Genomic DNA, 26,141 nt, shown 5'->3' on the forward strand with positions numbered 1-26,141 from the left:
AATATTAAGCATCTAAATGAATTAGATTACGGCCCTGCATTTCAGCAGGAACTGGAATATTCATCAAGTGAAGTATTGTAGGCGCAACATCTGCCAATACACCGCCTGTTTCAATTGTTGCTGAAGCCAGGCCTGCATAAATGAACGGCACTAGCTCAGTTGTATGCTGTGTATGCACTTGACCGCTTTGATAGTCCTGCATCTGCTCTACGTTGCCGTGGTCTGCAGTCACAATCATGTGGCCTTGGTTCGCCATGACCGCTTCATATACGCGGCCTAAGCATAAATCGACCGCTTCAACTGCTTTCACTGCCGCATCAAATACACCTGTATGACCAACCATGTCGCCATTGGCATAGTTCACAACCAGCAAGTCATACTCGCCTGAATTAATTGCAGCCACCAGCTCATCAGTCACTTCATAAGCGCTCATTTCTGGCTTCAAATCATATGTTGCAACGTTTGGCGATGGAATCAAAATGCGCTTTTCACCTGGGTACTCATCTTCACGGCCGCCGCTGAAGAAGAATGTCACATGTGCATACTTTTCAGTTTCCGCAATACGCAGCTGCGTTTTGCCTAAATTAGACAAGTATTCGCCTAAAGAATTCACCAAAGCTTCTGGCATGTATGCAACAGGCGCATCAATGGTTGCTTGGTAACGGGTCAGCATCACATACTTAGACAGCGCAGGTACAACTTTACGTTCAAAACCGGCAAAATCTTTTTCTACAAAAGCTTTGGTAATTTCACGCGCGCGGTCAGCACGGAAATTCATGAAAACAATACTGTCGCCATCTTGAACTGGCGCAGCATCGCCAATACGCGTTGCTTTCACAAATTCATCTTTTTCTTCAGCTGCATACGCCAGTTCTAAACCTGCAACAGCTGTTGGCGCGGTACGCTCAGCGACACCCTCTGTCAACAAGCGGTAAGCTTGTTCAACACGGTCCCAGCGGTTGTCGCGGTCCATTGCAAAATAACGGCCGATCAATGTTGCAATGCGGCCTTGGCCTGGGTACTGCGCGAACAATGCATCTAATTTTTCTAAAGACGGCTGCGCGCTGATTGGCGGTGTATCACGGCCGTCTAAAAATGCATGTAAATAAACTTTTGCGCCGCGCTTTAACGCCAGCTCAGCCATGGCTACAATGTGGTCTTCATGCGAGTGCACGCCGCCTTCAGATAGAAGACCCATGATGTGCACCGCGCCACTCGCTGCTTTAGCCTTCTCGACCGCATCAACCAGCACTTCATTTTCAAAGAACGCGCCAGTACGGATGTCTTTCGTGATACGGGTAAAATCCTGATACAGCACACGGCCAGCACCGAGGTTCATGTGGCCAACTTCAGAGTTGCCCATCTGACCGTCCGGCAAGCCGACATCTTCACCAGAACCAGAAATCAATCCATGCGGATGCTTTGCTTCCATAGCTGTTAAATTTGGACGTTTCGCCGCCAAGAAAGCATTGTCCTCAATCGCTTCACGATGACCCACACCATCCATAATGACTAAAACGTGAGGGATTTTGCGAGCACTTGCATCCGTCATAATTGAACACTCTTTTCGTCTATAAATTAATCAACATATCTTACCGAATTTTCGGCGAAGACACTATGTTCAGGGCATGGTTAATACAGCTCATGAACATAGATTTACCCGATTTTTACTGTCTTAGCGCGCACGCTGCAGCAAATAGCCGCCAACAGCAAAAATCAATACAATTGGCACAAATACAAACCACGCCGGGGATGGTGAATAGACCAAGCTGGCATAACCGAGGAAGTCCTGCAAATAGAAGAAACCTAGACCTGTAAATAGCGCGATAACCAAACGGAAGCCCATAGACTGCTGGCGCAGCGGACCAAAAATAAAGGAACAGGCAATGACCACCAGCGCAATTAAAGCAAACGGCGATCCGACCTTCTGCCAAAATGCCAGCTGATAGGTTTTCGGCACTTGACTGTATTCATGCATATAGCTCATGAAGCTGACCAATTGACTTGGCGATAGATCTTCTGGATCTAAAGTCACCATATGCACATATTTAGGCTGCAGCGCCAAAGGCAGCGGCTGCCGCGTGTGTTTTTCCAGCACGGCATCACCATCTTTTAGAATATCCATTTGCATAGAATTCTGCAGCTGCCAAGCGCCATTTGAAACAAATTGCCCCTGCTCTGCATCAATTGTGCCGCGCAGACGATACTCATCGTCAAAATCAATAACCTGAATATTTTTCAGCTGTCCCTGTGAGTTGGCATAGTCCACAAAAATGAAACGCTGCCCTTCACGTGTCCAATAGCCTTTAACTTCTCCCAGCTCTGCAGCAGTGCGGTGGCTTTTCACCCCTTTGGCCTGTTCATTCGTGTACGGAATAACCCACTCACTTAACGCAAATGACAGCACCACTAAAATGAGAGCAGAACGGATGACCCAGCCCACAATGCGCCATAGGCTCACACCAACAGAGCGCATTACAATTAATTCACTGCTGGATGCTAAAGTCCCCAAACCGAGAACAGCGCCAATTAAAGCTGAAATGGGTAAAATTTCATTGAGGTAATTCGGTGCGCCCCACAGCACAAACTTCAGAGCGTCCCAAGCGCTATAGGTATCGGACAATGAACCCAGCTCGCCTAAATAGGTGAACAGCACCTGTAAGCCCGACAAAACAGCTGTGGCGCCCAGCATCGCGAGCGCAGTGGTTTTGGTCACATGCTTGGCAACAATACGGCGTGCTAACATTTTAAGACCTCACTCGCTGAATTTGTTTCTTAATTTTTGGCGCTAATTTTTGTTTACGCGAAAATAAGGCCGCCGCAATAGCATAGGCCAGCAAAATCGCAGGATAAGCCCAAATGCCCATCTCATCTTTTGATATGCGGGTTTTCACTGCCATTAAAGCCACAATTAAACTGGCAAAAATCAGCAGCGCAGGGAAAAGCTTTAAATAACGCCCCTGCCGCGGACTCACCTCTGAAAGCGCAGTTGCCAGCAATAACGCAACAACAATTGAAAACGGCACAAAAAGCCGCCAGCCTAATTCACTGGCAATCACAGGATCTTCTCGGCTTTGCCAAAGCTGGCCGATTGGCAAAGCTTTCACTTCAGCACTTTCAAATTTTGCTTCTTTATTATTTTCTAAACGCAAACGGTAAGTCTGGAATTCAACTTGCGAATAGCGCGGCTGACCTGGATAGATTTCATAGCGGCGGCCTTCAAGCAAGTCTACGACATTGGCGCCGTCACCATTTTCAACGTCTACACGTGTCGCTTCTTTGGCTAAAATAATAACATCTGGTTTGCCTTCTTTTTCTGCGCGCTGATAGAAGAAAATATCTTTTAAGTTTTTACGGTCTTCTGACAGATCACCTGCATAAATCGTATAAGGGCCAGAGGGAATAAATTCTTTCGGTCTGACCAAGTCAAAACCTGCACGGACAGCTTGTGTTGTGGTCAGCGCTTCAAACTGACGCAAGCCCCAAGGCGAAGCCCAGATCATCAAAAATGACTGTACTGCAAGAAACACGGCTGTCATGGGCACCAGCAGACGCGCCAGCTGATTGCGGCTGACCCCGCTGCTGTTCATGACCGCCATTTCATGGTCGACATACATGCGGCCAAAAACCAGCATTAAGCCAATAAAGAAACCCAAAGGAAGAATTAAGGTTAAAAACTCCGGCAAGCGGTAGCCGATAATGCTGAACAAAATACCCGCATCCAAACGGCCTTGCGCCGCTACGCCAAAATACTTGATCAGCCGGCCGCCCATCATGATTAAGGTCAGTAAGGCAATGACCACCAAGGACGTCGACACGACTTGCTTGACCAAATAACGCCGAATAATCAAATTAATTCTTCCAGAAAATTGGGTAATAAAAACTAGCGCTAGTTTACCCGAATGTTGAAAATATAAAACCTATACCCATGTTGCACATTGAAACCCTATTCATGAAAATGTTTCAATGGTTTAATGGTTTGCAAATTTTAAAAGGCGTGTACACAGCATATGAAACTTACGATTAATACGTCATTCCAAGAGAGTGCCTCTAGCCAATATCTGTTGATCTTAGTCGATTCTGAACAGCTAAAAAATGCTAATTCATTATATAAAATCAATAATTTAGAAGAAACCATCGAAGCTGCGCAATTCAAGGCCAGTTTAAATGAAATTTTAGCGCTGAATGGCGCAGTAGAAAATAGCCGCAACAGCGCATTGGTCGGCATTGGTAAATCTGCCGAAATTCAGCCTGCGAAATTAGCAAAAATTGCACAGACCATTATCAAGGCATCACAAAAAAAATTCAAAAAAATCAGCATCGATATTTCTGCTTTAACTGCTGAGCAACATTATTTATTTGCTTTGAGCTTAACGCAGGCACTGTATACTTTTGATGAATATAAATCTAAAAAGAATGAAAGCCAGCTTGAGCAAATTGATCTCATTGCTGCAAACAGCAGTTTAAACGATGCGCAGCTTGCACTAATTTCTGCAATGCAGTCAGGCCAAAGCCTTGCACGTAACCTTGGCAACCGCCCAGGCAATATCTGCTTCCCTGAATACTTAGCAGATCAGGCTTTGGCTTTAGCTGCAGAATTCCCAGACCTGCTAAAAGTGACCGTGCTGGATGAGCAGCAAATGGCTGATCTAGGCATGGGCGCATTCCTTGCCGTCAGCAAAGGTTCAGACCGCCCTGGCCGCATCATTACCCTAGAATATCAAGCGCAGCGCAGTGAAGCGCCTATTGTGCTGGTCGGCAAAGGCGTAACCTTCGATACAGGCGGTATTTCACTGAAACCGGGCGCAGGCATGGATGAAATGAAATACGATATGTGCGGTTCTGCATCCGTACTTGGTACGATCCGCGCATTATGTGAAGCTAAATTGCCGATTCATGTTGTTGGCGCAATTGCAGCAGCAGAAAACATGCCTTCAGGTAAAGCAACCCGCCCAGGCGATATTGTCACCACCATGAGCGGTCAAACCGTCGAAATTTTAAATACCGATGCTGAAGGCCGTTTGGTGCTTTGCGATACCTTAACTTATGTCTCACGCTTCAACCCTGCCCTTGTCATTGATATTGCAACATTGACAGGCGCATGCGTAGTTGCTTTAGGTTCTGTACTGACAGGCATGTTCACTCCGGATGATGAGCTGGCAGCCGAGCTGCATGCTGCAGGCCAAACCTCATTTGACCGCGTATGGCGCATGCCAGTCATTGATGACTACCAAGAACAGCTGGACTCTCCATTTGCCGACATTGGCAACATTGGCGGTCCAAAAGCAGGCGCTGTCACGGCAGCTTGCTTCCTGCAGCGTTTTACCCGTGAATACCGCTGGGTGCATTTAGACATTGCAGGCACAGCTTGGAATTCAGGTGCAAATAAAGGCGCAACTGGCCGTCCAGTGCCGCTATTAATGCAATTCCTTGCCAACCGCGCGCAGCAGAATGGCTAAAGTCAGCTTTTATCTGTTTGAAAAAAGTCCTGAACGGCAAGTCGAAAGCGCTTGCCGTTTAAGCCGCAAAATTCTGCGTCAGCCCGAACGCCTTTGGTTTTGGTGTGATGATGCAGCTTTGCGGCAGCAGCTGGATGAACGTCTATGGAGCTTTGACGAAGCCAGTTTCATACCGCACGGCATTGATCAGCCTAATGCGCAGGTCTGCATTTCTGCCCAGCTGCCGAAACAAAATGACTGGATTGTGTTTAACTTTAACCATCAAGCACTTGAACAATGCGCGCAATTTAGTCACATTATTGAAATTATAGAAAACAATGAAGCGGCCAAAATTATTGGACGTGAAAAATTTAAACAATATAGACGCTTAGGCATAGCACCGCAAACCCATAAGCTCTAAGCAGTGTAACTACAGATATTAAGGAGATGCTGCAGTGGCATTAAATGTTGGTCCCGATTTTAAACAGCGCTGGCTGAATGTGCCTGAAGCTGTACGTCAGACCTTTATTGATGACCTCAGTCGCATCTGTGATGTACTGAAGCCGAACAGCAATACCAGCGAATGGCTTGCCTATGATCAGAAGCAGCAGCAGATGTCATTTGAGCTGATTGAAGATGCTTACGCATCCCGTAAAGCTGAACTGATCGAAGCAGCCCGCCTCCGCAAGCAGCTGGCTCTGGAACAAAAACTTGAACAAAAACGCGCAGCGGAACAAGCCGCAGCAGAACAGCTGAGACAAGATGAAATCCGCCAATATGCAGCGCAAACTCAAACACTGGCTTTAATCCGCCAATCGATTGATCATGAAGTGCAGACTTATACTTCACGTTATATGAAAAATCCAGAAACGGTGGCCATCAACTTTTCTAAACATTCAGCCATCCCAGATCACGAAATACTTTCCGAGCTTGAAAGTGTCCGTGTGCGCCTAGAACTGGAAGCGGACAGCGCCATTGAGCAAGCCATCAGCGCTTTCCGCGCAAAATTGCAAGCGGCGGCGGCAGAAGAAATTGACTATATTCTGAAAAACTCAAAATTTTCAGATGAAAAGCCCCTAACTTAATTATTCTCTATCACCTCAACCCAAATAAAAAAAGCCTGCAAATGCGGGCCTTTTTACACTCTCATCACATACAATGCCTAAGGGACAAGGTCAGCAACCGCCCATACAGTATGACCTAAGCCATAACCCGCGCCCAGCAGCAAGCCAATCCACAGCATACCGCCTGCCACATTATAAAAAGTGAACATTGCAAAATTCATGCGTGCAGAACCCGCGGCAAAAGGCGCAAAAGAGCGGACAAAAGGCACAAAGCGCGCAACTAAAATTGTTTTGCCGCCATGCTTCATAAAGTATTGATTTGTTTTTACTAAATATTCAGGCTTAAAATAACGGCTATGCTTATTAAAATACTTCAGCCCCAATATGCTGCCTGTATAGTAATTCACGCTATACCCCAGTACAGAAGCAACGAACAGCATACTGATCATATAATGCAGATGAATCACTTCTGTGGTCGAGCATAATGCGCCAATGGCGAGCAGCAGGCTGTCTCCCGGCAAGAAAAACATAAACACTGAACCCGTTTCTGCAAAAATTACCAAAAATAAAATGGCATAGATCCAGATGCCGTATTGCTCCAAAAGCATCGGCAGCCACTGCTCAAGATTCAGTAAAAAATCGATCATCAACACCGTTCCAAATTACATGCGTGTACGCTTTTCGGGCTGTATTATGACCTAAAAATAAAAAAACAGTCTAATTTTTAAATTAAACTGTTCATTTAAAAGTATAAAATATTTATCTTAAGAAGCCATTTTCAGCTAAAAAATCCATGCTGATTTTAGACTGCGGCGCAGACTCTGCCGCTTTATCACCTAATAAAAGACGTTCAATATAACGCGCCAAGACATCAACCTCTAAGTTGACTTTACAGCCTGCTTGCCATGTCCCAATATTGGTACGTTCAGCGGTATGCGGAATTAAATTCAAACTGAGCACATTGCCGCGTAGATGATTGATTGTCAGGCTGATGCCATCAACTGTCACCGAACCTTTTTCTGCTAGATATTTTGCAATTTCCGCAGGCGCTGTGACTTCAAAATAAATAGAGCGCGCATCTGAACGCACAGCAGTAATTTCACCGACAGCATCAACATGGCCGCTGACAATATGACCGCCAAAGCGAGTCGTCGGCAGCATGGCTTTTTCCACATTTACACGCTGCCCTGTTTGCCAGCTGGACAAAGTCGTGCGGTGTAAACTTTCCCGCGAAACATCCGCTGCATACCAGTTCTTGCCCCAGTCAATCACCGTCAGGCAAATACCGTTGGTTGCAATCGAATCACCTAAATGCACATCAGACATATCTAAATCTGTATGGATGCGCAGGCGGACATCGCCGCCGACATTCTGTACACTTTCAACCGTGCCTAAACTTTCAATTATGCCTGTAAACATCTTTTTATCTCTTCAAATTGTTTTTACCACAAAGCCAATTGCGTCGTCACATCCGTGGTATCGACACCGCCCAGCTCTGCAAAATGGTGCAGCTGGCCTAAAAGCTGGCGGATTGACGGTCCTGATTTTGCATGTGTATCGGTAATGACAATAAATTCCAGCACACGTGCGCGTTCTGACTGACGCTGTTTGCTCACGCGGTAGCGCGGCACATCCTGTGTCAATAAAGTCACTTTGCCGCGTTTTAAATTGGCTTGCAGCAAATCTGCTGCGCTAATATTGCCGTCCGTTGAATAGCTGGTCAAAATATAACGCGCATTGATCGTTGCAACCAGCTTTTCATACGCTTCCTGCGCATGCTTAGAAGAGTTGTATGGACTTGGGCGCTCTTTACGCCATGCGCGGTCAATACCGCTCTTAAAGCCTTTCGTATCCGGTGTCGGCAAATCCACCTGATCCCACAATGTCAGCGCATTCAGCACATGATAATTCGAGCTGTAAGCATGCTGGTTATACGGCGGATCTAAATACGCCACATCCACTTCAAAACCGCTCATTTGATTGGCCAAATGCTGTGCATCCACACACCACATTTCAGCAGCGGGCTTTTTCGGTTCACCAATTTCACAAAAACGGCTAGGCGTCAGCCACAGTAAAGATTCAATACGCTCCAGCGCAGTCTGTGTTTTACCGCCCCAGCCATGATGGAAGCTTTTAAATACGCCGCTGGTATTGCTGACAAAACTGGCTGAATACAATAATGGCGCAAGCAGCGCGGACATTTCGACATCGTCAATCGCGCCTTGAGCTTGCCAAGTCGCAATTTGCTGACGAATCGCATCGATGCGCATGCCATTACGGCGTTTAAAGAATAAACGGTCACGTGCCGGATCATAAATTTCATCATTGCGCGGACAAAGATTATGCGTCACCCAGCCTTTCACTTCAGGCAAACGGTTTAAATAATCAATGGCTTTTTGATAGCCGCCCAGCTCTTTAAATGCAGGCGCTTCTGTACAAGACAAAATCGCGCTATTTAAAGCATGACTGTACGGTTCCCAGTCATTCGCAATGACTCTGTAGCCATTTTGACGCGCAAGACGTGATACCACGCCAGATCCTGCAAAAAAATCCGCAAAAATAGGCGCGCGGCCATCATCGCGGTTTAATGTTCCAGTGCTTTCCAGCGCTTCTAAAATTAAGTGCAATAAACGGCGCTTGTTTCCTAAATAAGGAACCAATTGATGGAACAGATATTCGTCTGTGGTGCGGGCCGCATGACGGCGTTTATGATAAACCGTAGACTCTGTGCTCATACTGACTCTGGAATAAGGTTTAAGCGCACATCATTGCCGACTAAGGCAACACGATGAAGCTTAAAGCGAAGTTGTTCTGCCATCACACTGAATTCAGCATTAAACATGGCACGTGCTGATGAACCTAGAAAGGTTGGCGCGACATAGCTAATGATTTCATCTGCCAGTTTTTCCTGTAAAAAAGCAGTCGATAATGTCGCGCCTGCTTCAACCATCACATCATAAATTTGATATTTTTGAACTAAAAACGGCAGTAAATCTGTCAAAGGCTGTATTTCTATCTGCTCTACGCCTAATGCCGCCAATTCTGCACGATATGGTCCCATCACCATAACACTCTCAGGCTGTTCAAGTATTTTAGCCGTTAAAGGTAAGCGCCCCTGACGGTCTAAAACTAAGCGTTTTGGCTGAACTGCGGCAGAAAGATCAGCATTTTCTGGCAATTGACGGACATTAAGCTGACAGTCATCAGCCAGTACCGTTTCAATACCTGTAATCACAACACCTGAAATAGCCCGCCAATGCTGTACATCTAATCGCGCTTCTGGACCCGTAATCCATTTAGATTCACCAGATGCCATAGCGGTACGGCCATCCAAGCTTGAAGCGACCTTTAAGCGCACATAAGGCTTGCCGGTTGCCATGGCCTTTAAAAAACCCAAATTCAGCTGATGCGCTTCTTCCTGACAGACGCCGACTTCAACAGCAATGCCTGCATCTTTTAAAATTTGCACACCTTTACCCGCCACCAGCGGATTCGGATCTGGACAAGCCACAACTGCTTTTGCTACACCCGCTTCAACCAAGCCCTCCGCACAGGGCGGCGTACGGCCATAATGCGCGCATGGCTCTAAGGTCACATAAGCTGTTGCGCCGCGTGCCTGTTCGCCAGCTTGGCGCATCGCAAAAACTTCAGCATGCGGCTGACCGGCTTTAGGATGAAAACCCTCACCCACGACTTGACCGTCTTTGACAATAACACAGCCGACATTCGGATTCGGCTTAGTCGAATACTGTCCGAGCTTGGCCAGCTCAATGGCGCGCTGCATCCAGATCTGATCTTGACTTAACTCTGACATGCCCTGCTCTTTGCAAAAATTAGAATTAATGTTCACGCTGCTGCATCTGTTCAATCTGACGGCGGAATGCTTCTACATCCTGAAAATCCTGATAAACAGAAGCAAAACGCACATAAGCAACATGATCCAGTGAAAACAGCGACTGCATAACAATTTCGCCAATGGTGCGGGATTTTACATCACGCTCACCTAAACGGCGGATCTGCAGCTGAATATCGCTGAGCACTGTTTCAATTTGCTCTTGCGTAACTGGGCGCTTCTGCAACGCATGCATCAGAGAACGGCGCAATTTAGCCTCATCAAACGGTTCGTTTTTACCGTCAGACTTGGTGACACGCGGCATCACAACTTCATAGGTTTCAAAAGTCGTAAAACGCTCACCGCAGCAAATACATTCGCGGCGCCGGCGGATTTGACAGCCTTCAGCAGCTAAACGTGAATCAATCACTTTACTGTCTGCGGCGTTGCAAAATGGACAATGCATAGCGGGTTAATTGAACAATTTCGGTTGGAATCAGAGTGTATCAAAAATAATAGACTTTGTAGAGCTTAACGCTAGATATGGAAAAAAAACAGCCCTTTCGGGCTGTTTTACACAATATATTGATATGTGATTTTTATAAAAACGTTGAATTATTATTCTACACGCTCGCCATGCTGGCTTAAATCCAGCCCCATGCGTTCGTCATCAGCTTCTACACGGATGCCAATCGCCAGATCAATCACTTTTAAGATAATAAATGTTAATACTGCAGAGTAAGCGATCGTCGCCAATACACCCTCCACTTGAACCCAAAGCTGGTGCATGACATTCGTTGGCGCATTATCGCCCATGATGAATGGGCTGGCAAAAAATGCGGTTAAGATCGCGCCGACAATACCGCCTACACCGTGCAAACCAAATGCATCCAAAGAGTCATCCGCTTTCAGTGCGCGTTTCAGTGCTGTAATCCCCCAGAAGCACACCACACCGCCAATCAGACCCATAGCTAATGCGCCGCCTACAGTGACAAAGCCAGCCGCTGGCGTAATGACCACCAAACCTGCTACTGCGCCAGATGCAGCGCCAAGCACAGATGCTTTGCCGCGTACCGCTTTTTCAGTCATTAGCCAAGCCAGAGCAGCAGCGGCAGCAGCAACTTGAGTTACAACCAATGCATAACCAGCAGAACCGTTCGCGCCGAGCGCAGAACCGCCGTTGAAACCGAACCAGCCCACCCAAACTAAGCTTGCGCCAATAACAGTAAGCGTTAAGTTATGCGGCGCCATAGATTCACGGCCTAGCCCCATACGCTTGCCCAGCATATACGCAGCCACTAAACCTGCAACACCAGAGTTGATATGAACCACTGTCCCGCCGGCAAAATCAAGCGCGCCATCGCTGCCTAACCAGCCGCCGCCCCATACCCAGTGCGTAATTGGCGCGTAAACAATAATGCTCCAAAGCGCGATGAATGCAACGAAAGCGCCGAATTTCATACGCTCAGCAATAGAGCCGCTGATAATCGCCACGGTAATAATGGCAAAAGTCATTTGGAAAATAACAAAAAGAATTTCTGGAATTGTGCCAGTCAGCGCATCTGTTGTGATGCCTGCAAGCATAAATTTATCTAAGCTGCCGATAAAGGCATTGCCTTCGCCAAATGCTAAGGTATAACCGACTGCAACCCATGTAATGCTGACCACACCCGCAGCAACAAAACTATGCGCCATTGTGCTTAAAACGTTTTTCTTACGGACCATGCCGCCGTAGAACAAGGCTAAACCTGGAATGGTCATTAACAGAACCAAAGCTGTGGAGACCAAAATCCAAGCCGTATCGCCTGTATCAAGCTTCGCTTCTTCTTCAGCAGGTGCTGCTGGAGCTTCGGCTGGTGCAGCTTCAGGAGCTGGCGCTGCTGAAGTTTCAGAACTGATTACTACAGCTGCTTCCTCAGAAGCAGCAGGCGCTGTTACGGCTTCTTCAGCCCACGCAACAGAACCGCCTAAAAGCGCGCCAGATAAACTGAGCGCTAGCAACATCTTTTTCATTCGTATCCCCCAACCTAGTTTTTGTGAGTTATTAGGTACTCAGCAAACTTCGTGCCAATTACTTAAACGGCATCAGCACCTGTTTCACCGGTACGAATACGGATAACTTGTTCCAAGTTAGTCACGAAAATTTTACCGTCGCCAATTTTACCGGTGCTTGCAACACGGGTAATCGATTCAATTACTGAGTCCACCATTTCATCGCTGATTGCAATTTCAATTTTTACTTTAGGTAAAAAATCAACAACATATTCAGCACCGCGGTAAAGTTCTGTATGACCTTTCTGACGGCCAAAACCTTTTACCTCAGTTACAGTGATCCCTTGAACACCAATTTCAGAAAGCGCTTCACGCACATCATCTAATTTAAAGGGTTTTACAATTGCAGTTACGAGTTTCATGTTTGTTTCCTTCGGCTTATTTCACCAGTAAGGTTTTATGTTCAATTTTCATGCCAAAGCTCTAAGGTCGGGGGAAAATAGAGACTGAGGACATGAGCCTTATTTATAACCTATTTTATATATTCAATGCGGTTTTGAAACTGAAAATTAAACATTTTTACGATAAGAAAAGTAATTTACCCCGCAGTTGATCAAGGATTAATTCCTTCAAAGCACTATGGTCTAAACTGCGCCAATGCTACACTCGCTGTTTTCTGACGAATTTGGATAGAAAATGATTGAAACCCTATTGCAAAGTATTCTTGAGCAATTAGATCAGCCTAAAAAAGACCTTGAGCACAACCTTCGCGCCTTGCTGAATGAGGCAGTCAGTAAAATGGATTTAGTCTCTAAAGAAGAGATTGACCGTCAGCGCACTGCTTTAACTCATGCTAATCAGCGCTTGGAACAGCTGCTTGCACAAGTTGACATGCTTGAAAGCGAATTAAAGAACAAAAAATAAGCACTATTTCAGTGCAGCACTAGACGCATAATGATTAAAAATAATGCACCATAACGGAACAATAAAATGTCTTTTGCCAAAATTTATACACGGGGTCTATTGGGGCTTCATGCCCCGCTGATTGAAGTTGAAGTACACCTAAGCCAAGGACTTCCTTCTTTAACCATTGTCGGGCTGCCTGAAGCCGCTGTAAGGGAGAGCAAAGACCGTGTCCGCTCTGCCATTATTAACAGCGGATTTCAGTTTCCCTCTAAGCGCCTGACCATTAATTTAGCGCCTGCAGATCTGCCCAAAGACGGCTCCCGGCTTGACCTGCCGATTGCCTTAGGTATCTTAATTGCATCAGGCCAGCTGCCTGAACAGTCCGCTCAAGGACTTGAATTTATTGGTGAACTTGCACTGGATGGCCACTTACGCCCAGTCAGCGGCGTTTTAAGCATAGCCATTGCCAGTCAGCAGTCAAAGCATGCATTGGTGCTGCCTGAACACAATGCAGCTGAAGCAGCACAATTGCCAAATTTTGAAGTTTTTGGCGCAAATCATCTGACGGATGTATGCGCACATCTTTCAAAAATGACGCCTATTACTGCTTTTTCTGCTGCGCAAACTCAGGAAATCGGAAAATACAGATTTGATTTGGCAGATGTCAAAGGTCAGCTCCGCCCAAGGCGTGCCTTGGAAATTGCCGCTGCAGGCGGCCACTCCTTGCTGTTTAAAGGCCCGCCCGGCACAGGTAAAACATTGCTGGCCTCACGTCTTGCCAGTATTTTGCCGCCATTAAATATGCAGGAAAATCTAGAAGTCGCCAGTATTTATTCTATTGCCAGCGCTTCGCATCAATTTGGACAGCGCCCCTTCCGTGCTCCGCATCATACTGCTTCTGCAATTGCGCTGGTCGGCGGAGGCTCCAATCCAAAACCTGGTGAAATTACTTTGGCGCATTTGGGCGTACTTTTTCTAGATGAATTGCCTGAATTTGACCGTAAAGTGCTGGAAGTATTGCGCCAGCCTTTAGAGGCTAAAGAAATTGTGATTTCACGCGCGGCACGGCAAATCACCTTTCCTGCCAATTTCCAGCTGATTGCAGCAATGAACCCTTGTCCTTGCGGTTATGCATTTAATCAGGATGCCCGCTGCCAATGTTCTGCAGAAGCCATTAAACGCTATCAGAACAGAATTTCAGGACCTTTGCTGGACCGTATTGATCTGCATATTGATGTGCCTCCTTTAAAAGCCAACGAACTGCAAAGCACACAGCAAATGGAAAATTCAGCTGATGTGCGCGCACGCGTAATGCTGGCTTATGACATCCAGATCAAACGCCAGCAAACTGCAAATATGTCCCTCAGCCCTAAACAGCTTGAGCAGTTTGCGCCGCTTGATGCAGCAGCACAGCAAATGATGGAGATGGCGCAGCAGCGTTTGAATTTATCTGCCCGGGCGTATCATCGTGTTTTACGTGTTGCGCGCACCATTGCAGACTTAGCGCAAAGCGAACAGATTCAAAGCGCACATTTAAGTGAAGCGCTGTCCTACCGCAGCCAGCAAATTTAATGCCGCTGTTGACTAAACACAAAAAGGCAATCTAGAAAAGATTGCCTTTTTGTGTCCTTGAACCCTTAGAATTCGTATTTCAGGCCTAATACCACTTTATTCTTTTGTTTCACATCATTACGGTCATAACCGCCAACCGTATAATTTACATTCGCTGTAACGCCTGTATCTGCCAGCGGTTTGCTGAGACCTATGTCAAAATGACGGAAGCCGAAGCTTTCTGTTGAGTCCTCAATAAAGTCGCCAGATTTTTCATAAAGATAAAGACCGAGCGCAGTATCCAAACTGAAATCTTTTGGCAGCGCATAGCTATATGTGCCTTTAATATAGGTATCGCCTGCATTGCCCCAAGCAACATCTTCAAGCAATGTTTGAGCTGTTATGCCAAAATCTTTGTAGCTTAAGCCAAGCATCGTTTCAAAGCCATTGGCATCATTTGTATCAATATCATAGTAATAATAGTAAGTTAGGCCAGCCGTATAACCCCAATCATTATTAATTGAGCCGTTATAACCTGCATAAAAATCATTTTCAAAACCATTTGGCAAATCATCGCCATAATTCAGTGTCGAACCCCACCAGCCAGCATAAAATCCTGATGCATGGCTATAATCTAAGCCGCCTTGGATCGTTGCATCTTTATTTTCTGGCGTATTGGTCATACCGCGTAAATTATAGCTAGATAAAATACCGATATTGCCAGAAAACGAATGTTCAGAAGCTGGCGCCTCTTCTGCAAATGTGAAAGCTGATGCCGCGCCTAGGACAGCGATAGATAAAGCTTTTAAAGTCAATTTCATTGTTGGATTCCCCCCACATCGCTTGACGACGTTGTTTTGGTTATTTCATTTAACTCAAGGGGTATTTAGCAAGCGCTGTGCCAAGTTGGACAGCATTGTATTATTTTACAAAAAACAGGCATGTATCAGAAACACAAATGATTGTTTTTGTTTAATATTTATATTTATTAATTTTATCAATTTATCTCACTGCAGTAATTCAGTTTAAGAAATGACATGAAACTACGGCAAAACGGCCATATGTAACTTGATATATATCGTGCATCTTTTTGAGTGTGTTTTTTAAACGCCGCCATAAAGACTGCTCAAAAAAAGTGCACAAAATACTTTCCCCCATAAATAAAACGATTAGACATTCAATGTATGCACACGCGCAGAATTTAAAACAGGTATAACGTTATGCGTTTTTTAATAAAAACTTCTTTTATACCGCAATACATTTATTCAGAAGATGAATTCAATTCTCCATCGCCTGTATCTGTATCGGCTTCTCCTCATCGCTCAAATTTAAAATCGTCTGCATGCAAATATCTTTTTTTTAATACATAATTCACACGAATAAAATAACAAGAAAATTTTAAAAAAACCGTTTGATATTCAATATATTTATTTACCGCTCAATCAATTTTTTCTGCCTTTTTTATCCGGTTCAGTTAAAGCTCTGGATTGCTGACTGAATTTCTAAATCTCATTCTATATCCCATGTAAAAACAAGACATACCGTCAAAGTTTTGTTTTTATTAGGTCAATATATATTTATGCCTTAGATGGTCATTTTTTTAGCGCAATTTTCAATCCCTGTATGCCTCATGCAAGGTCAAGTTTTTATCTGCATGTTTTTACTCATTATTAAAAAATATATGAGTCTGCAACTACTCTCATCCAATAACATTTGGATGACTGCTTATCGAAAAACTGCATGACTTTAGTGTAATAGAGTCAATAAAAGTAATGTTTTTTTTAAGAATACTAATACAATCTATACACTCTTTAACTATATATCTATGCATGAGGCTCTCTCCCAATGCTTAAGACATCAAAACTAACATTGGCGTTATTCATTAACGCAGCTCTAATTTCAACAGCTTTTGCAAGCGAACAAAGCGAATCTAAAGGCTTTGTGGAAGATGCCGAAGGCACTGTGCTATTCCGCACAGGCTTTATTGACCGCGATAAGAAAAATGGCATCGAAGATACTCGCTCTACAGCTCAGTCTGCAATTTTCAGTTTAGAGTCTGGCTATACTCAAGGTCTTGTTGGCTTTGGTGTAGGTGCTGTGGTTGATGGTTCTTTCAAAATTGGGGACAACAATCATGCTGGCAACCAAATGATTCCTTTACATAATGGCGGTGCAAAAAATGCAAATGGCCATGTTGATGCATACGACCATTGGGCACGCGGCGGTGCAAGTGTCAAAGCGCGTATTTCAAATACCGAAGTTCGTTACGGTACTCAAGTTTTAGATTTACCTGTACTTGCAAGCAACACTGGCCGTATGGTTCCTGAATACTTTGAAGGCGTGCTTGCAACAAGCCGTGAAATTCAAAACCTTGAATTGGTTGCAGGTAAATTCACTAAAAACCAAATGTCAGATCAAATCAATAGCGATGCGGATGTGAATGGCAATGGGCTTAACAGTGCTATTGTTTGGGGCGCGCAATACAAATTTAATGACCAATTGAATGCTTCTTACTATGGTCTAGATTCTAAAAATGCTTTAGAACGCCATTATATCAATGCCAACTATAAATTGCCGTTAGCTAACGACAGCGCTTTCACTGTTGATTTCAGCGGCTATCACACTGAATGGGATAAACAAGCAGAAACGTCTTCTTCAACAATCGGCAATAAAAATGTAGACGGCCGCAGCAATAATATTTGGGCATTATCAGGCACTTATAACCAAGATGCACACACTGTAATGTTGGCTTACCAACAAAATACAGGCAATACGGGTTATGACTACGGTCAAAATGCAGACGGATTCCAAAGTATTTATCTGCCAAACTCATACATGTCAGATTTTATTGGCAACCATGAAAAATCAGCGCAAGTTCAATACAATTTGAACTTTGCTGATTACGGCGTACCTGGTTTGAACTGGACGTCTGCATTTGTTTATGGCTGGGACATCAAAGTCAACAACTCAGCAAAAGATGGTCAAGAGCGAGAATTCTTTAACCAAGTGAAATATACAGCTCAGTCTGGTTTCGCTAAAGATGCAAGCTTGCGTGTACGTCACTCTTACTACCGTGCAAGTGATAACTACCAAGCTGGCAACTATATCGGTGATACTAACGAATGGCGTTTATTCTTAGATATTCCTGTGAAATTATTCTAATGCCGCAGTTGATTTAAGATAAATAAAAAAACCTGCATCATTTGATGCAGGTTTTTTTATGACTCGATCTGGCAAGCTAGACCAAGCATGATTCCAAATGGAATTATTTGTTCGCTTCTTGGTATGCAGCGATTGAGCTCAGCACTTCTTGCTTAGCCACGTCCGCACCTTCCCAGCCGCTTAACTTAACCCATTTTCCTGGCTCTAAGTCTTTGTAGTGCTGGAAGAAGTGTTCAATTTGGCTGATCAATAAAGGAGGAAGATCTGTATATTCCTGAACGTCTTTGTAAATTGGCGTTAATTTGTCATGCGGAACAGCAACAAGTTTAGCGTCAACACCGCCATCATCTTCCATGTTCAGTTTGCCCACTGGACGGCAGCGGATTACAGAACCTGGCTCTACTGGGTGCGGAGTTACAACCAATACGTCAAGCGGGTCACCATCAAGTGATAATGTATTTGGCACATAACCGTAGTTCGCTGGGTAGAACATTGCTGTACCCATGAAACGGTCTACAAATAATGCATCAGAATCTTTATCAATTTCATATTTGATTGGCGCTGCGTTTGCAGGAATTTCAATAATGACATAGATGTCGTTTGGCGCATCTTTGCCTGCAGGAATATTGCTGTAGCTCATAGCATCACTCTTTAAACAAGTTAATTTTTTAAACCGCGACAATTATAACGGTTTTTACATCACTTTTTATGATTTTGCAGCTTCGCTCAAAAATTTCATCTTAAAAGCTTATGAAGTCAGTTTAATAATCAGCAGCAGCAAACTCACTGGGCACAAAATAGACAGCAGCCAAACCACCGAACGCAAGGCAGCCCAATTTTTAAGATAGCAAATACCATAAATGACACGGCATACTAAATAAGCAATGCCAAAAGTCATCACCAGCCTCTGCGGCACCACCATATACTCTGCCATGAGGACAGCAGCAATAAATAACGGCAAGCTCTCAAAACTGTTCTGCTGTACAGCATGTGCCCGGGCAGCTAAACCTTCAGTCCGCGCAAGAAAAGCCCGCGGGTTTTGATTATCCTGCGCTCGGAAGCCGCCTGCTTTTTTTGCAATAATTGTAAAAACATAAGGCAGCAAACAAGCGCCTAAAATGAGATAAATGATCCCACTTATGCTTTGCATGTGTTTTTTCTCATGAGGAATACTTTATTAAAGCCATCATAACATGGCAATTCATGAATAAATTTTGTTAAATTGAGTGTTTTATTAATTCATGTAAGTAGGTTCTGTCATGGTCAGTCCTGAACAAAAGGAAATTTTTGATGCTCTCGAGCAGCAGCGCGGCCATCAGAAGCAAGTTGACCGCATTCTAAAGGTTGTTTTACCTATTTGCGCATTCTTGCTCTGTGTCATCTGCGCCAATCTGAATGTTTGGTCGACGATATTAACCTTTGCCGTGATGTGGGTTTCTTTTTATGCCACAGCCATTAAACGCTGGCCGCTGTGGCATTGGGCTATTGTTATTTTCGTCTACTGCTTAATTGACAATATTTTAAGTTACGGCGCATTCAATAGTTCAGGCTTTAGCCGCCAGTTCGGCACCATGTTTATTTTCTTAGGTATTTTTGGTGTAGGCCGCCGTTATTTCGACCGCTGGATGATGAAAAAAACCATTTAGTTTTTCTGCAGCATAAAAAAAGCGCCCATTTAGGCGCTTTTTTAGTTTCAGCTGAATTACGCAGTTTTACGTAAATCTTTACGCAGAATTTTACCGACGTTAGATTTTGGCAAATCATCCATAAACTCAACATAACGCGGACGTTTATAGCCAGTCAGATTTTCTTTAGCATATGCCAAAATTTCTTCTGTTGTTAAAGATTGATCTTTTTTCACAACAAATAACTTAGGCACTTCACCTGATTTTTCATCAGGTACGCCAATTGCAGCCACTTCAAGCACTTTCGGGTGCTTTGCAATCACTTCTTCAATTTCTGCAGGATAAACGTTGAAGCCAGAAACCAAAATCATGTCTTTCTTACGGTCAACAATTTTCACATAACCGCGGGCATCCATCACACCGATATCGCCTGTACGGAAGAAACCATTGCACATCACTTTTTCAGTTTCGTCTGGACGGTTCCAATAGCCTTTCATCACCTGCGGGCCGCGGATTGAAATTTCACCCTGCTCACCCAAAGCAACTTCATTGCCTGCATCATCTAAAATTGCAACTTCAGTTAACGGCAATGGAATACCGATTGTGCCGCTGAACTCCATCGATGCTGGCGGGTTCGCCGTTGCAACCGGTGAAGTTTCTGACAAACCGTAACCTTCGATAATGTTCGTGCCAGTCACTTTTTTCCACGCTTCAGCTGTAGATGGAAGCACAGCCATACCGCCGCCCATTGCCATCTTCATTTTGCTGTGATCAAGCTGTTTGAATTCCTCGTTGTTGACTAAAGCATTAAACAAAGTATTAACTGCCGGGAAGAATGTCGGCTGGTATTTACGCAGCTCTTTGATCACTGCTGGAAGGTCACGCGGGTTTGGAATAAGTACGTTGGCTTGGCCTTTGTACATACCGTAAAGCGCGCACACCATAAATGCAAAAATATGATACAGCGGCAGCGCACAGAAAATACGGTCATCTGCAGCGCCGTCTTGCTGGCCAAATTTACTTTGGAAAATGCCGTCACACTGGAACATATTCGCCACAAGGTTGCGGTGAGTCAGCTCCGCACCCTTTGATACGCCAGTTGTACCGCCAGTATACTGAAGCACAGCGGTATCACTTAAAGATACGCTTGGACGTTTGTAACTGTTAATGTTGGCTTTAGACATTGCCGCATTGAAGCGGATATGGCCCGGAATGTTCCAAGCTGGAATTTGCTTGCGTACAGAACGCAATACAAAGTTCACCAATGTACCTTTTAAAGCGCCCAGCATGTCGCCGACTGAAGCCACAACCACATGCTTCACTGGTGTTTTACCAATGATTGCCTGATAAACCGAAGCAAAGTTTTCAACAATCACCAGCACTTCAGAACCAGAGTCATTTAACTGGTGCTCAAGCTCACGCGCTGTATAAAGCGGGTTCACGTTAACCAGTACTAAACCGGCACGGAAGACCCCCAAAGCAACGATAGGATATTGAAGTACGTTCGGCATCATGACTGCAACGCGAGAACCTTTAGGAAGGCCTAGGCTTTGCAAGTAAGCGGCGAATTTACGGCTTGCTTCATCCAGCTGTTCAAAGGTCAATACTTTATCCATAAAGATAAAGGCTTCACGCGAACCAAACTTTTGGAAGTTGCGTTCAAAAACATCAATCAAAGAAGTATTTTCTGGCGGCAATTCTACAGTTTCTGGAATCCCTGTTTTTGCGTATTCAGCGAACCAAATCTTTTCCATAATGCCCAATTCTCCTATCGGTAATCCTTAATATTTCAAGTTTTTCAATACTGAGCTTTGATTATTTAACTTCTTGCTGCTCAATATTGCATCCATTTCTCTAGTACGTTGCATATATAACGTATTTTGATTGATGGATGCTAGTGTTATCTTTGAATATCCAGTTTATTTGCTTTTTGATATCCGCGCGGTAAAAGTACACCTTTCGATGCCCGCTTGCCGATATATTTCTGCAGATCATCAGCTTTCAGCTTTAATTGTTGGTTTCCTGCAAGCACTTGAACTACTTCATCTAAATTCAGCGCAGTCATAGACACAATTTGATCTTTCGCTTCAAGCTGTATCAATTTATTACCTTTACCTTTATTCAAACTTGGCAAATCGGCCAGCTCAATAATCAGCAAACGCCCCGCTGAACTGAGCAGTGCAAGATGTGTGGCATTTTCAATAGACTGCAGCGCTAAAGGCTGTGCATCATCAGATAGGCTTAAAAATGCTTTGCCTGCTTTGGCATTGGTATCCAGCTGCTTCGCCTGTGTCTTAAAGCCATAGCCTTTGCTGCTTAATGCCAAAATTTCAGTTTCATCGTCTGCAATGAACACTTGCTTGAACCCGACGCCGCTCGCGGGCGCAAGCTTAGAACTTAAGGGTTCACCCAGACCGCGCGCAGATGGCAAGGCATTAATGGCCAGCGCATAGCTGCGGCCTGTTTCATCCAGCACATAAACACGCTGATTGGACTTGCCTTGCGCATGGCTCAAATACTGGTCACCGGCACGGAAATTCAAGTTTTGCGCATCGACATCATGGCCTTTGGCCGAGCGGATCCAGCCTGCCTCTGACAGCACCACAGTAACTGGGTCAGCCGGAAGCATGTCCTGCTCATTAATCGCTTGCGATTCTTCGCGCTGTACAATAGGTGAACGGCGGTCATCGCCAAACTTCTTCGCATCATCTTTCAGCTCTTCAATAATCAGCGCTTTTAAAGACTCTGGATTTGCCAATTGCTCACGAATAATGGCAGCGCGCGCTTCTAGCTCTTCCTGCTCACGGCGCATTTCCATTTCTTCAAGTTTTGCCAAATGGCGTAATTTCAGCTCTAAAATAGCTTCAGCTTGAATTTCATCAATGCCAAAACGCTCCATCAAAACAGGTTTAGGCTGATCTTCTTCACGAATAATCTGAATCACTTCGTCAATATTTAAATAGGCAACGATCAGGCCGCCCAATATATGCAGACGTTTTTCAATTTTATGTAAATGATGCTGTAAACGGCGCGTAACGGTATTTTTACGGATTTCAATCCATTCCAGTAAAAGGCGGCGGATTGATTTCACTTGCGGGCGGCCATCTGCGCCAATCATATTCATGTTGACGCGGTAGCTGGACTCAAGATCAGTCGTCGCAAATAAATGACTCATCACCGATTCTGCATCGATACGGCTTGAACGCAGCACAATCACCAAGCGGGTCGGATTCTGATGATCCGATTCATCACGCAAATCACTGACCAAAGGCAGCTTTTTGGCCTGCATCTGATCTGCAATTTGGCTAATAATTTTTGAGCCAGACACTTGGTACGGCAAATCCGTAATAATGATTTCGTTCTTTTCAATGGTGTATACAGCGCGGGTACGGTAACTGCCTCGGCCTGTAATTTGAATTTTCAGCAGCTCTTCTGGCGAACTGATAATTTCAGCTTTGGTCGGCAGATCAGGCGCTGGAATATATTCGGCAACTTTATTGTCCGTTAAATTTGGATTGCGGATCAGCGCAATCGTGCCCTTTACAACTTCACGCAGGTTATGCGGCGGAATATCGGTCGCCATACCGACGGCAATACCCGTTGTGCCGTTCAATAAAATGTTTGGAACTCGTGCAGGCAAGTTCACAGGCTCTTTCATTGAACCGTCAAAGTTGTCCTGCCAGTCACAAGTGCCCTGTCCTAATTCAGACAGCAGCAAATCACTGTATGCCGAAAGTTTTGCTTCGGTATAACGCATTGCGGCAAAGGATTTCGGGTCATCCGGTGAACCCCAGTTGCCTTGGCCTTCAATAAATGGATAACGGTAGCTGAACGGCTGCGCCATGAGCACCATTGCTTCATAGCAGGCAGAGTCACCGTGCGGATGGTATTTACCCAATACATCACCCACGGTACGCGCAGATTTTTTCGGTTTGCCTGTCGGCTTTAAACCCAGCTCACTCATGGCATAGACAATACGGCGCTGTACAGGCTTCAGGCCATCGCTGATATGCGGCAGCGCGCGGTCCATGATCACGTACATGGCGTAATTGAGATAAGCTTGTTCAGTAAATTCTGCTACGGAACGGTTTTCTGTCGCTTGATGCGCAAGGTTTGTCATAACAACCTGTCATCCTAATTCATTCGTTATTGTGTCTGGGTTCTTATGCTATGTCTCTGCTGTGCTGGACACAAGAGTCGAAGCTTGCGCACAGCAGCAAATCAGCGATTCAAACTGATCTATTGCCGTAAAATTATCCACTTTCAAGAAAATGATCAACTTCTAATTTTTTATTTTTAAACAGGCAAAAATAAGCAGGCCGCCTGAAATATAATTCAAGCGCCTGCCAATTGCTATACATACTGCTGCCAGCGCGAATCAAGCGCAGGCTTCAAAGCCAATGAATGACAAAATACCGAGTGATCAGAACTTAAAGCCCAAGCGACTCCAGCGTTTTGCCCTTTGTTTCCTCACCCAAAACTAAAATGACCAAGGCAACCGTCAGCAATACTGCTGTAAACATTGTAAAGACGTAGCTGAAACCGTTTTGCATCACCATCATATGCGTTACCGCCAGCGGGGCAGCTATACCGCCGACACGGCCAATAGCCGCAGCCCAGCCTGAGCCAAAAGCGCGGATATTGGCAGGATACTGTTCTGGCGTATAGGTATACAGCACCCCCCATGCGCCCAAATTAAAGAATGACATTAAACAGCCCCAAACCACAATCATGGTCACGGTTTCTGCTTGGCCAAAACAATAAGCTGAAACTGCGCACATGCCAATAAAGCCTGCAAGCGTTGCTTTGCGGCCAAGTTTTTCGACTAGCCATGCTGCCACGATATAGCCCGGCAGCTGTGCAAGTATCATCACCAGCACATATTCAAAAGACTGCACAATGGTATAGCCCTGCTTCACCAGCAGACTTGGCAGCCATGTAAAAATACCGTAGTACGAATACACGATACCGAACCAAATCAGCCAAAGCATTAAAGTACGTCGCGCAAATACACCCGACCACAGCTGGCCAAAAGAAATATCCTGTTTTTCTGCAACAGGCTTTACTGCAAAGATTTCTACAACTTCAACACCGCACTGCGCTTCGATTTTTTTCACCAGCGCATGCGCCTCTGCATGTTTGCCGCGGTTAATCAAATACGGAATCGATTCAGGCACCATTTTCCAAATCACAATCGCGTACAGAGCCGGCAAGCCGCCAACCAAGAATGCCATATGCCAATCAAATTTAGGAATCACAAAATAAGAGACCAGCGCCGCTGCCAGCCAGCCCAAGCCCCAGAAGCTTTCCAGCAGCACAATGAAACGCCCGCGCACATGCGCTGGAATATATTCACTGACCAATGTAACTGCTACAGGCAGCTGACCGCCTAAGCCTAGGCCGACAATAAAGCGGAATACCAGCAGCCAAGTTAAATTTGGCGCAAAAGCGCAAGCTGCAGTTGCTAAGCTGTAAATGACTAATGTCGCCGCAAAAACAGTCTTACGCCCAATGCGGTCTGCCAAAGCGCCCGAACACACCGCGCCAATGGCCATGCCCACAAAACCAATGGAGACAACCCAGCCCTTTTCCGCTGGCGTCATTGCCCAGTCTTCTGCCATTTTCGCCAAGATAAAGGAAATCAATCCTGTATCCATCGCATCGAACATCCAGCCCAAACCAATCACAACCAGCAAAGTGTAGTGAAAGCGGCCGATCGGCAAGCGCTGTATCCTTGAGACTAAATCCATAACAAGATCTCTGATAAGGTGAAAGATGGAATGCTGCCTTCACAACAGTACTTATGATTTTGCTATTTTTATATGATAAAAAATACGGCGCGGCAGCGCTGCACATCAGCAAAGCCGCAGATTTTTAAGACAGGTCCTTGGAGGATACAGACTGATCGTCATCTTCTTTATAAATAAATTTAGGCATTTCCAAACCAAAATAAATTGCAATTAAACGCAGGCTGAAACCGAAAATAAGCGTCGCAATGACCGTCAGTTCAAGTGACAAGCCAATTTCCAAACAGACCCAATAACAAATCACGGCGACAAAAGAGATCGATGCATACAGTTCACGGCGGAACACCAGCGGCACATCATTACATAAAATATCGCGCAGGATCCCGCCAGAAACTCCTGTCAATACACCAGCGACAGCAGAGACAACAAAGCCGTGTCCCATTTCCAAGGCAATTTGACAGCCGATAATAGTAAAGCCAATTAAGCCCAGCGCATCCAGCACCAAAAAGATATTGCGTAAATGGCGCATCCATTTTGCAATGAGAATCGTTACAAAAGCAGCGCAGCAGGTCAGAATCAAATATTCAGGGTGCTTGACCCAAGTCAGCGGATAATGCCCCAGCAGCACATCACGCACAGAACCTCCGCCAAGCGCAGTCACGCAGGCAATTAAGATCACGCCAAACCAGTCCATGCTTCGCCGACCTGCAGATAATGCGCCAGTCATGGCTTCAGCCGTAATTGCGATGATATAAATAACGGTAAGCAGCATTGCCCTTCATCCACTGACGGGTAAAAGATGCGCGCTATTCTAAGTTAAATTG

The 26,141-nt window shown here is 45.1% G+C and carries 24 protein-coding genes; 7 read left to right on the forward strand and 17 right to left on the reverse strand.

Features of this window, described 5'->3' with window-relative positions:
• Window positions 1-4: 4 nt before the first annotated feature.
• The 3 genes from gpmI to lptF all read right to left on the reverse strand — a co-directional run bounded on the left by gpmI (window position 5) and on the right by lptF (window position 3,851).
• A complete protein-coding gene (gene gpmI / locus D7V32_RS03370; RefSeq protein ID WP_120401506.1) occupies window positions 5-1,552 on the reverse strand; it encodes a 2,3-bisphosphoglycerate-independent phosphoglycerate mutase in 1,548 nt (515 codons plus the stop codon).
• 123 nt (window positions 1,553-1,675) lie between these two features.
• Window positions 1,676-2,746, reverse strand: a complete 1,071-nt coding sequence (gene lptG, locus D7V32_RS03375) for an LPS export ABC transporter permease LptG (RefSeq protein ID WP_120401507.1) — start codon at window positions 2,744-2,746, stop codon at window positions 1,676-1,678.
• Between the two features lies 1 nt (window position 2,747).
• On the reverse strand, window positions 2,748-3,851 hold the full coding sequence (gene lptF / locus D7V32_RS03380) for an LPS export ABC transporter permease LptF (RefSeq protein ID WP_120401508.1): 1,104 nt from the start codon (window positions 3,849-3,851) through the stop codon (window positions 2,748-2,750).
• Between the two features lie 159 nt (window positions 3,852-4,010).
• On the opposite strand from lptF, the gene D7V32_RS03385 reads away from it, so the two are divergent.
• Genes D7V32_RS03385 through blhA form a run of 3 tightly spaced genes read left to right on the forward strand, consistent with a single transcriptional unit; the run spans window position 4,011 to window position 6,523 of the window.
• Window positions 4,011-5,459, forward strand: coding sequence for a leucyl aminopeptidase (locus D7V32_RS03385; protein ID WP_120401509.1), 1,449 nt, complete (start codon window positions 4,011-4,013; stop codon window positions 5,457-5,459).
• Window positions 5,452-5,859 (forward strand): DNA polymerase III subunit chi, encoded by a 408-nt coding sequence (locus D7V32_RS03390; RefSeq protein ID WP_120401510.1) that lies wholly within the window; start codon window positions 5,452-5,454, stop codon window positions 5,857-5,859. Before D7V32_RS03385 ends, D7V32_RS03390 begins: the two co-directional genes overlap by 8 nt.
• 34 nt (window positions 5,860-5,893) lie before the next feature.
• Window positions 5,894-6,523, forward strand: a complete 630-nt coding sequence (gene blhA / locus D7V32_RS03395; RefSeq protein ID WP_120401511.1) for a cell division protein BlhA — start codon at window positions 5,894-5,896, stop codon at window positions 6,521-6,523.
• A 77-nt stretch (window positions 6,524-6,600) separates the two neighbouring features.
• On the opposite strand, the gene D7V32_RS03400 is transcribed toward blhA, so the two are convergent.
• The 7 genes from D7V32_RS03400 to glnK form a co-directional block, all read right to left on the reverse strand.
• On the reverse strand, window positions 6,601-7,149 hold the full coding sequence (locus tag D7V32_RS03400; RefSeq protein ID WP_120401512.1) for a VTT domain-containing protein: 549 nt from the start codon (window positions 7,147-7,149) through the stop codon (window positions 6,601-6,603).
• Window positions 7,150-7,261: 112 nt separating this feature from the next.
• Window positions 7,262-7,921, reverse strand: a complete 660-nt coding sequence (locus D7V32_RS03405) for a riboflavin synthase (RefSeq protein ID WP_120401513.1) — start codon at window positions 7,919-7,921, stop codon at window positions 7,262-7,264.
• A gap of 23 nt (window positions 7,922-7,944) precedes the next feature.
• Window positions 7,945-9,237 (reverse strand): DNA adenine methylase, encoded by a 1,293-nt coding sequence (locus D7V32_RS03410; RefSeq protein WP_120401514.1) that lies wholly within the window; start codon window positions 9,235-9,237, stop codon window positions 7,945-7,947.
• Window positions 9,234-10,316, reverse strand: a complete 1,083-nt coding sequence (gene ribD, locus D7V32_RS03415; protein ID WP_120401540.1) for a bifunctional diaminohydroxyphosphoribosylaminopyrimidine deaminase/5-amino-6-(5-phosphoribosylamino)uracil reductase RibD — start codon at window positions 10,314-10,316, stop codon at window positions 9,234-9,236. Before ribD ends, D7V32_RS03410 begins: the two co-directional genes overlap by 4 nt.
• A 25-nt stretch (window positions 10,317-10,341) precedes the next feature.
• Window positions 10,342-10,800 (reverse strand): transcriptional regulator NrdR, encoded by a 459-nt coding sequence (gene nrdR, locus D7V32_RS03420; protein ID WP_120401515.1) that lies wholly within the window; start codon window positions 10,798-10,800, stop codon window positions 10,342-10,344.
• Between the two features lie 152 nt (window positions 10,801-10,952).
• Complete coding sequence (locus D7V32_RS03425; RefSeq protein WP_120401516.1) at window positions 10,953-12,347, reverse strand: ammonium transporter; 1,395 nt, start codon at window positions 12,345-12,347, stop codon at window positions 10,953-10,955.
• A gap of 62 nt (window positions 12,348-12,409) precedes the next feature.
• Window positions 12,410-12,748 carry a P-II family nitrogen regulator gene (gene glnK / locus D7V32_RS03430; RefSeq protein WP_004650081.1) on the reverse strand — a complete coding sequence of 113 codons (339 nt, stop codon included), beginning with the start codon at window positions 12,746-12,748 and terminating at the stop codon, window positions 12,410-12,412.
• 274 nt (window positions 12,749-13,022) lie between these two features.
• Between glnK and D7V32_RS03435 the strand changes: the two genes are divergently transcribed.
• Window positions 13,023-13,250, forward strand: coding sequence for an accessory factor UbiK family protein (locus D7V32_RS03435; RefSeq protein ID WP_120401517.1), 228 nt, complete (start codon window positions 13,023-13,025; stop codon window positions 13,248-13,250).
• Window positions 13,251-13,316: 66 nt separating this feature from the next.
• The gene (locus D7V32_RS03440) at window positions 13,317-14,804 is read left to right on the forward strand and encodes a YifB family Mg chelatase-like AAA ATPase (protein WP_120401518.1); all 1,488 of its coding nucleotides are present in this window, start codon (window positions 13,317-13,319) and stop codon (window positions 14,802-14,804) included.
• A gap of 65 nt (window positions 14,805-14,869) precedes the next feature.
• Here the strand turns inward: D7V32_RS03440 and D7V32_RS03445 are convergent, their stop codons facing one another.
• Window positions 14,870-15,604 (reverse strand): TorF family putative porin, encoded by a 735-nt coding sequence (locus tag D7V32_RS03445; RefSeq protein WP_120401519.1) that lies wholly within the window; start codon window positions 15,602-15,604, stop codon window positions 14,870-14,872.
• 1,024 nt (window positions 15,605-16,628) lie between these two features.
• Here D7V32_RS03445 and D7V32_RS03450 point away from each other — a divergent pair.
• Entirely contained in the window at window positions 16,629-17,945 is a 1,317-nt protein-coding gene (locus D7V32_RS03450) for an OprD family outer membrane porin (protein ID WP_120401520.1), read from the forward strand.
• Window positions 17,946-18,048: 103 nt separating this feature from the next.
• On the opposite strand, the gene ppa is transcribed toward D7V32_RS03450, so the two are convergent.
• Window positions 18,049-18,585 carry an inorganic diphosphatase gene (gene ppa / locus D7V32_RS03455; RefSeq protein WP_120401521.1) on the reverse strand — a complete coding sequence of 179 codons (537 nt, stop codon included), beginning with the start codon at window positions 18,583-18,585 and terminating at the stop codon, window positions 18,049-18,051.
• A 108-nt stretch (window positions 18,586-18,693) separates the two neighbouring features.
• Window positions 18,694-19,095: an MAPEG family protein gene (locus D7V32_RS03460; protein WP_120401522.1), complete on the reverse strand. Its 402-nt coding sequence runs from the start codon at window positions 19,093-19,095 to the stop codon at window positions 18,694-18,696.
• 109 nt (window positions 19,096-19,204) lie between these two features.
• On the opposite strand from D7V32_RS03460, the gene D7V32_RS03465 reads away from it, so the two are divergent.
• Window positions 19,205-19,591: a hypothetical protein gene (locus D7V32_RS03465; RefSeq protein ID WP_120401523.1), complete on the forward strand. Its 387-nt coding sequence runs from the start codon at window positions 19,205-19,207 to the stop codon at window positions 19,589-19,591.
• Between the two features lie 56 nt (window positions 19,592-19,647).
• On the opposite strand, the gene D7V32_RS03470 is transcribed toward D7V32_RS03465, so the two are convergent.
• From D7V32_RS03470 to D7V32_RS03485, 4 genes are all read right to left on the reverse strand, one after another.
• A complete protein-coding gene (locus tag D7V32_RS03470; protein WP_120401524.1) occupies window positions 19,648-21,324 on the reverse strand; it encodes an AMP-binding protein in 1,677 nt (558 codons plus the stop codon).
• Between the two features lie 146 nt (window positions 21,325-21,470).
• Window positions 21,471-23,690 (reverse strand): DNA topoisomerase IV subunit A, encoded by a 2,220-nt coding sequence (gene parC, locus D7V32_RS03475; protein WP_120401525.1) that lies wholly within the window; start codon window positions 23,688-23,690, stop codon window positions 21,471-21,473.
• A 310-nt stretch (window positions 23,691-24,000) separates the two neighbouring features.
• Window positions 24,001-25,320: a niacin transporter NiaP gene (niaP, locus tag D7V32_RS03480; protein ID WP_120401526.1), complete on the reverse strand. Its 1,320-nt coding sequence runs from the start codon at window positions 25,318-25,320 to the stop codon at window positions 24,001-24,003.
• Between the two features lie 124 nt (window positions 25,321-25,444).
• Window positions 25,445-26,089: a trimeric intracellular cation channel family protein gene (locus D7V32_RS03485; protein ID WP_120401527.1), complete on the reverse strand. Its 645-nt coding sequence runs from the start codon at window positions 26,087-26,089 to the stop codon at window positions 25,445-25,447.
• Window positions 26,090-26,141 lie beyond the last annotated feature (52 nt).

Origin of the sequence: Acinetobacter tianfuensis (assembly GCF_003611465.1) — a bacterium.
Taxonomy (GTDB): Bacteria; Pseudomonadota; Gammaproteobacteria; order Pseudomonadales; family Moraxellaceae; genus Acinetobacter; species Acinetobacter tianfuensis.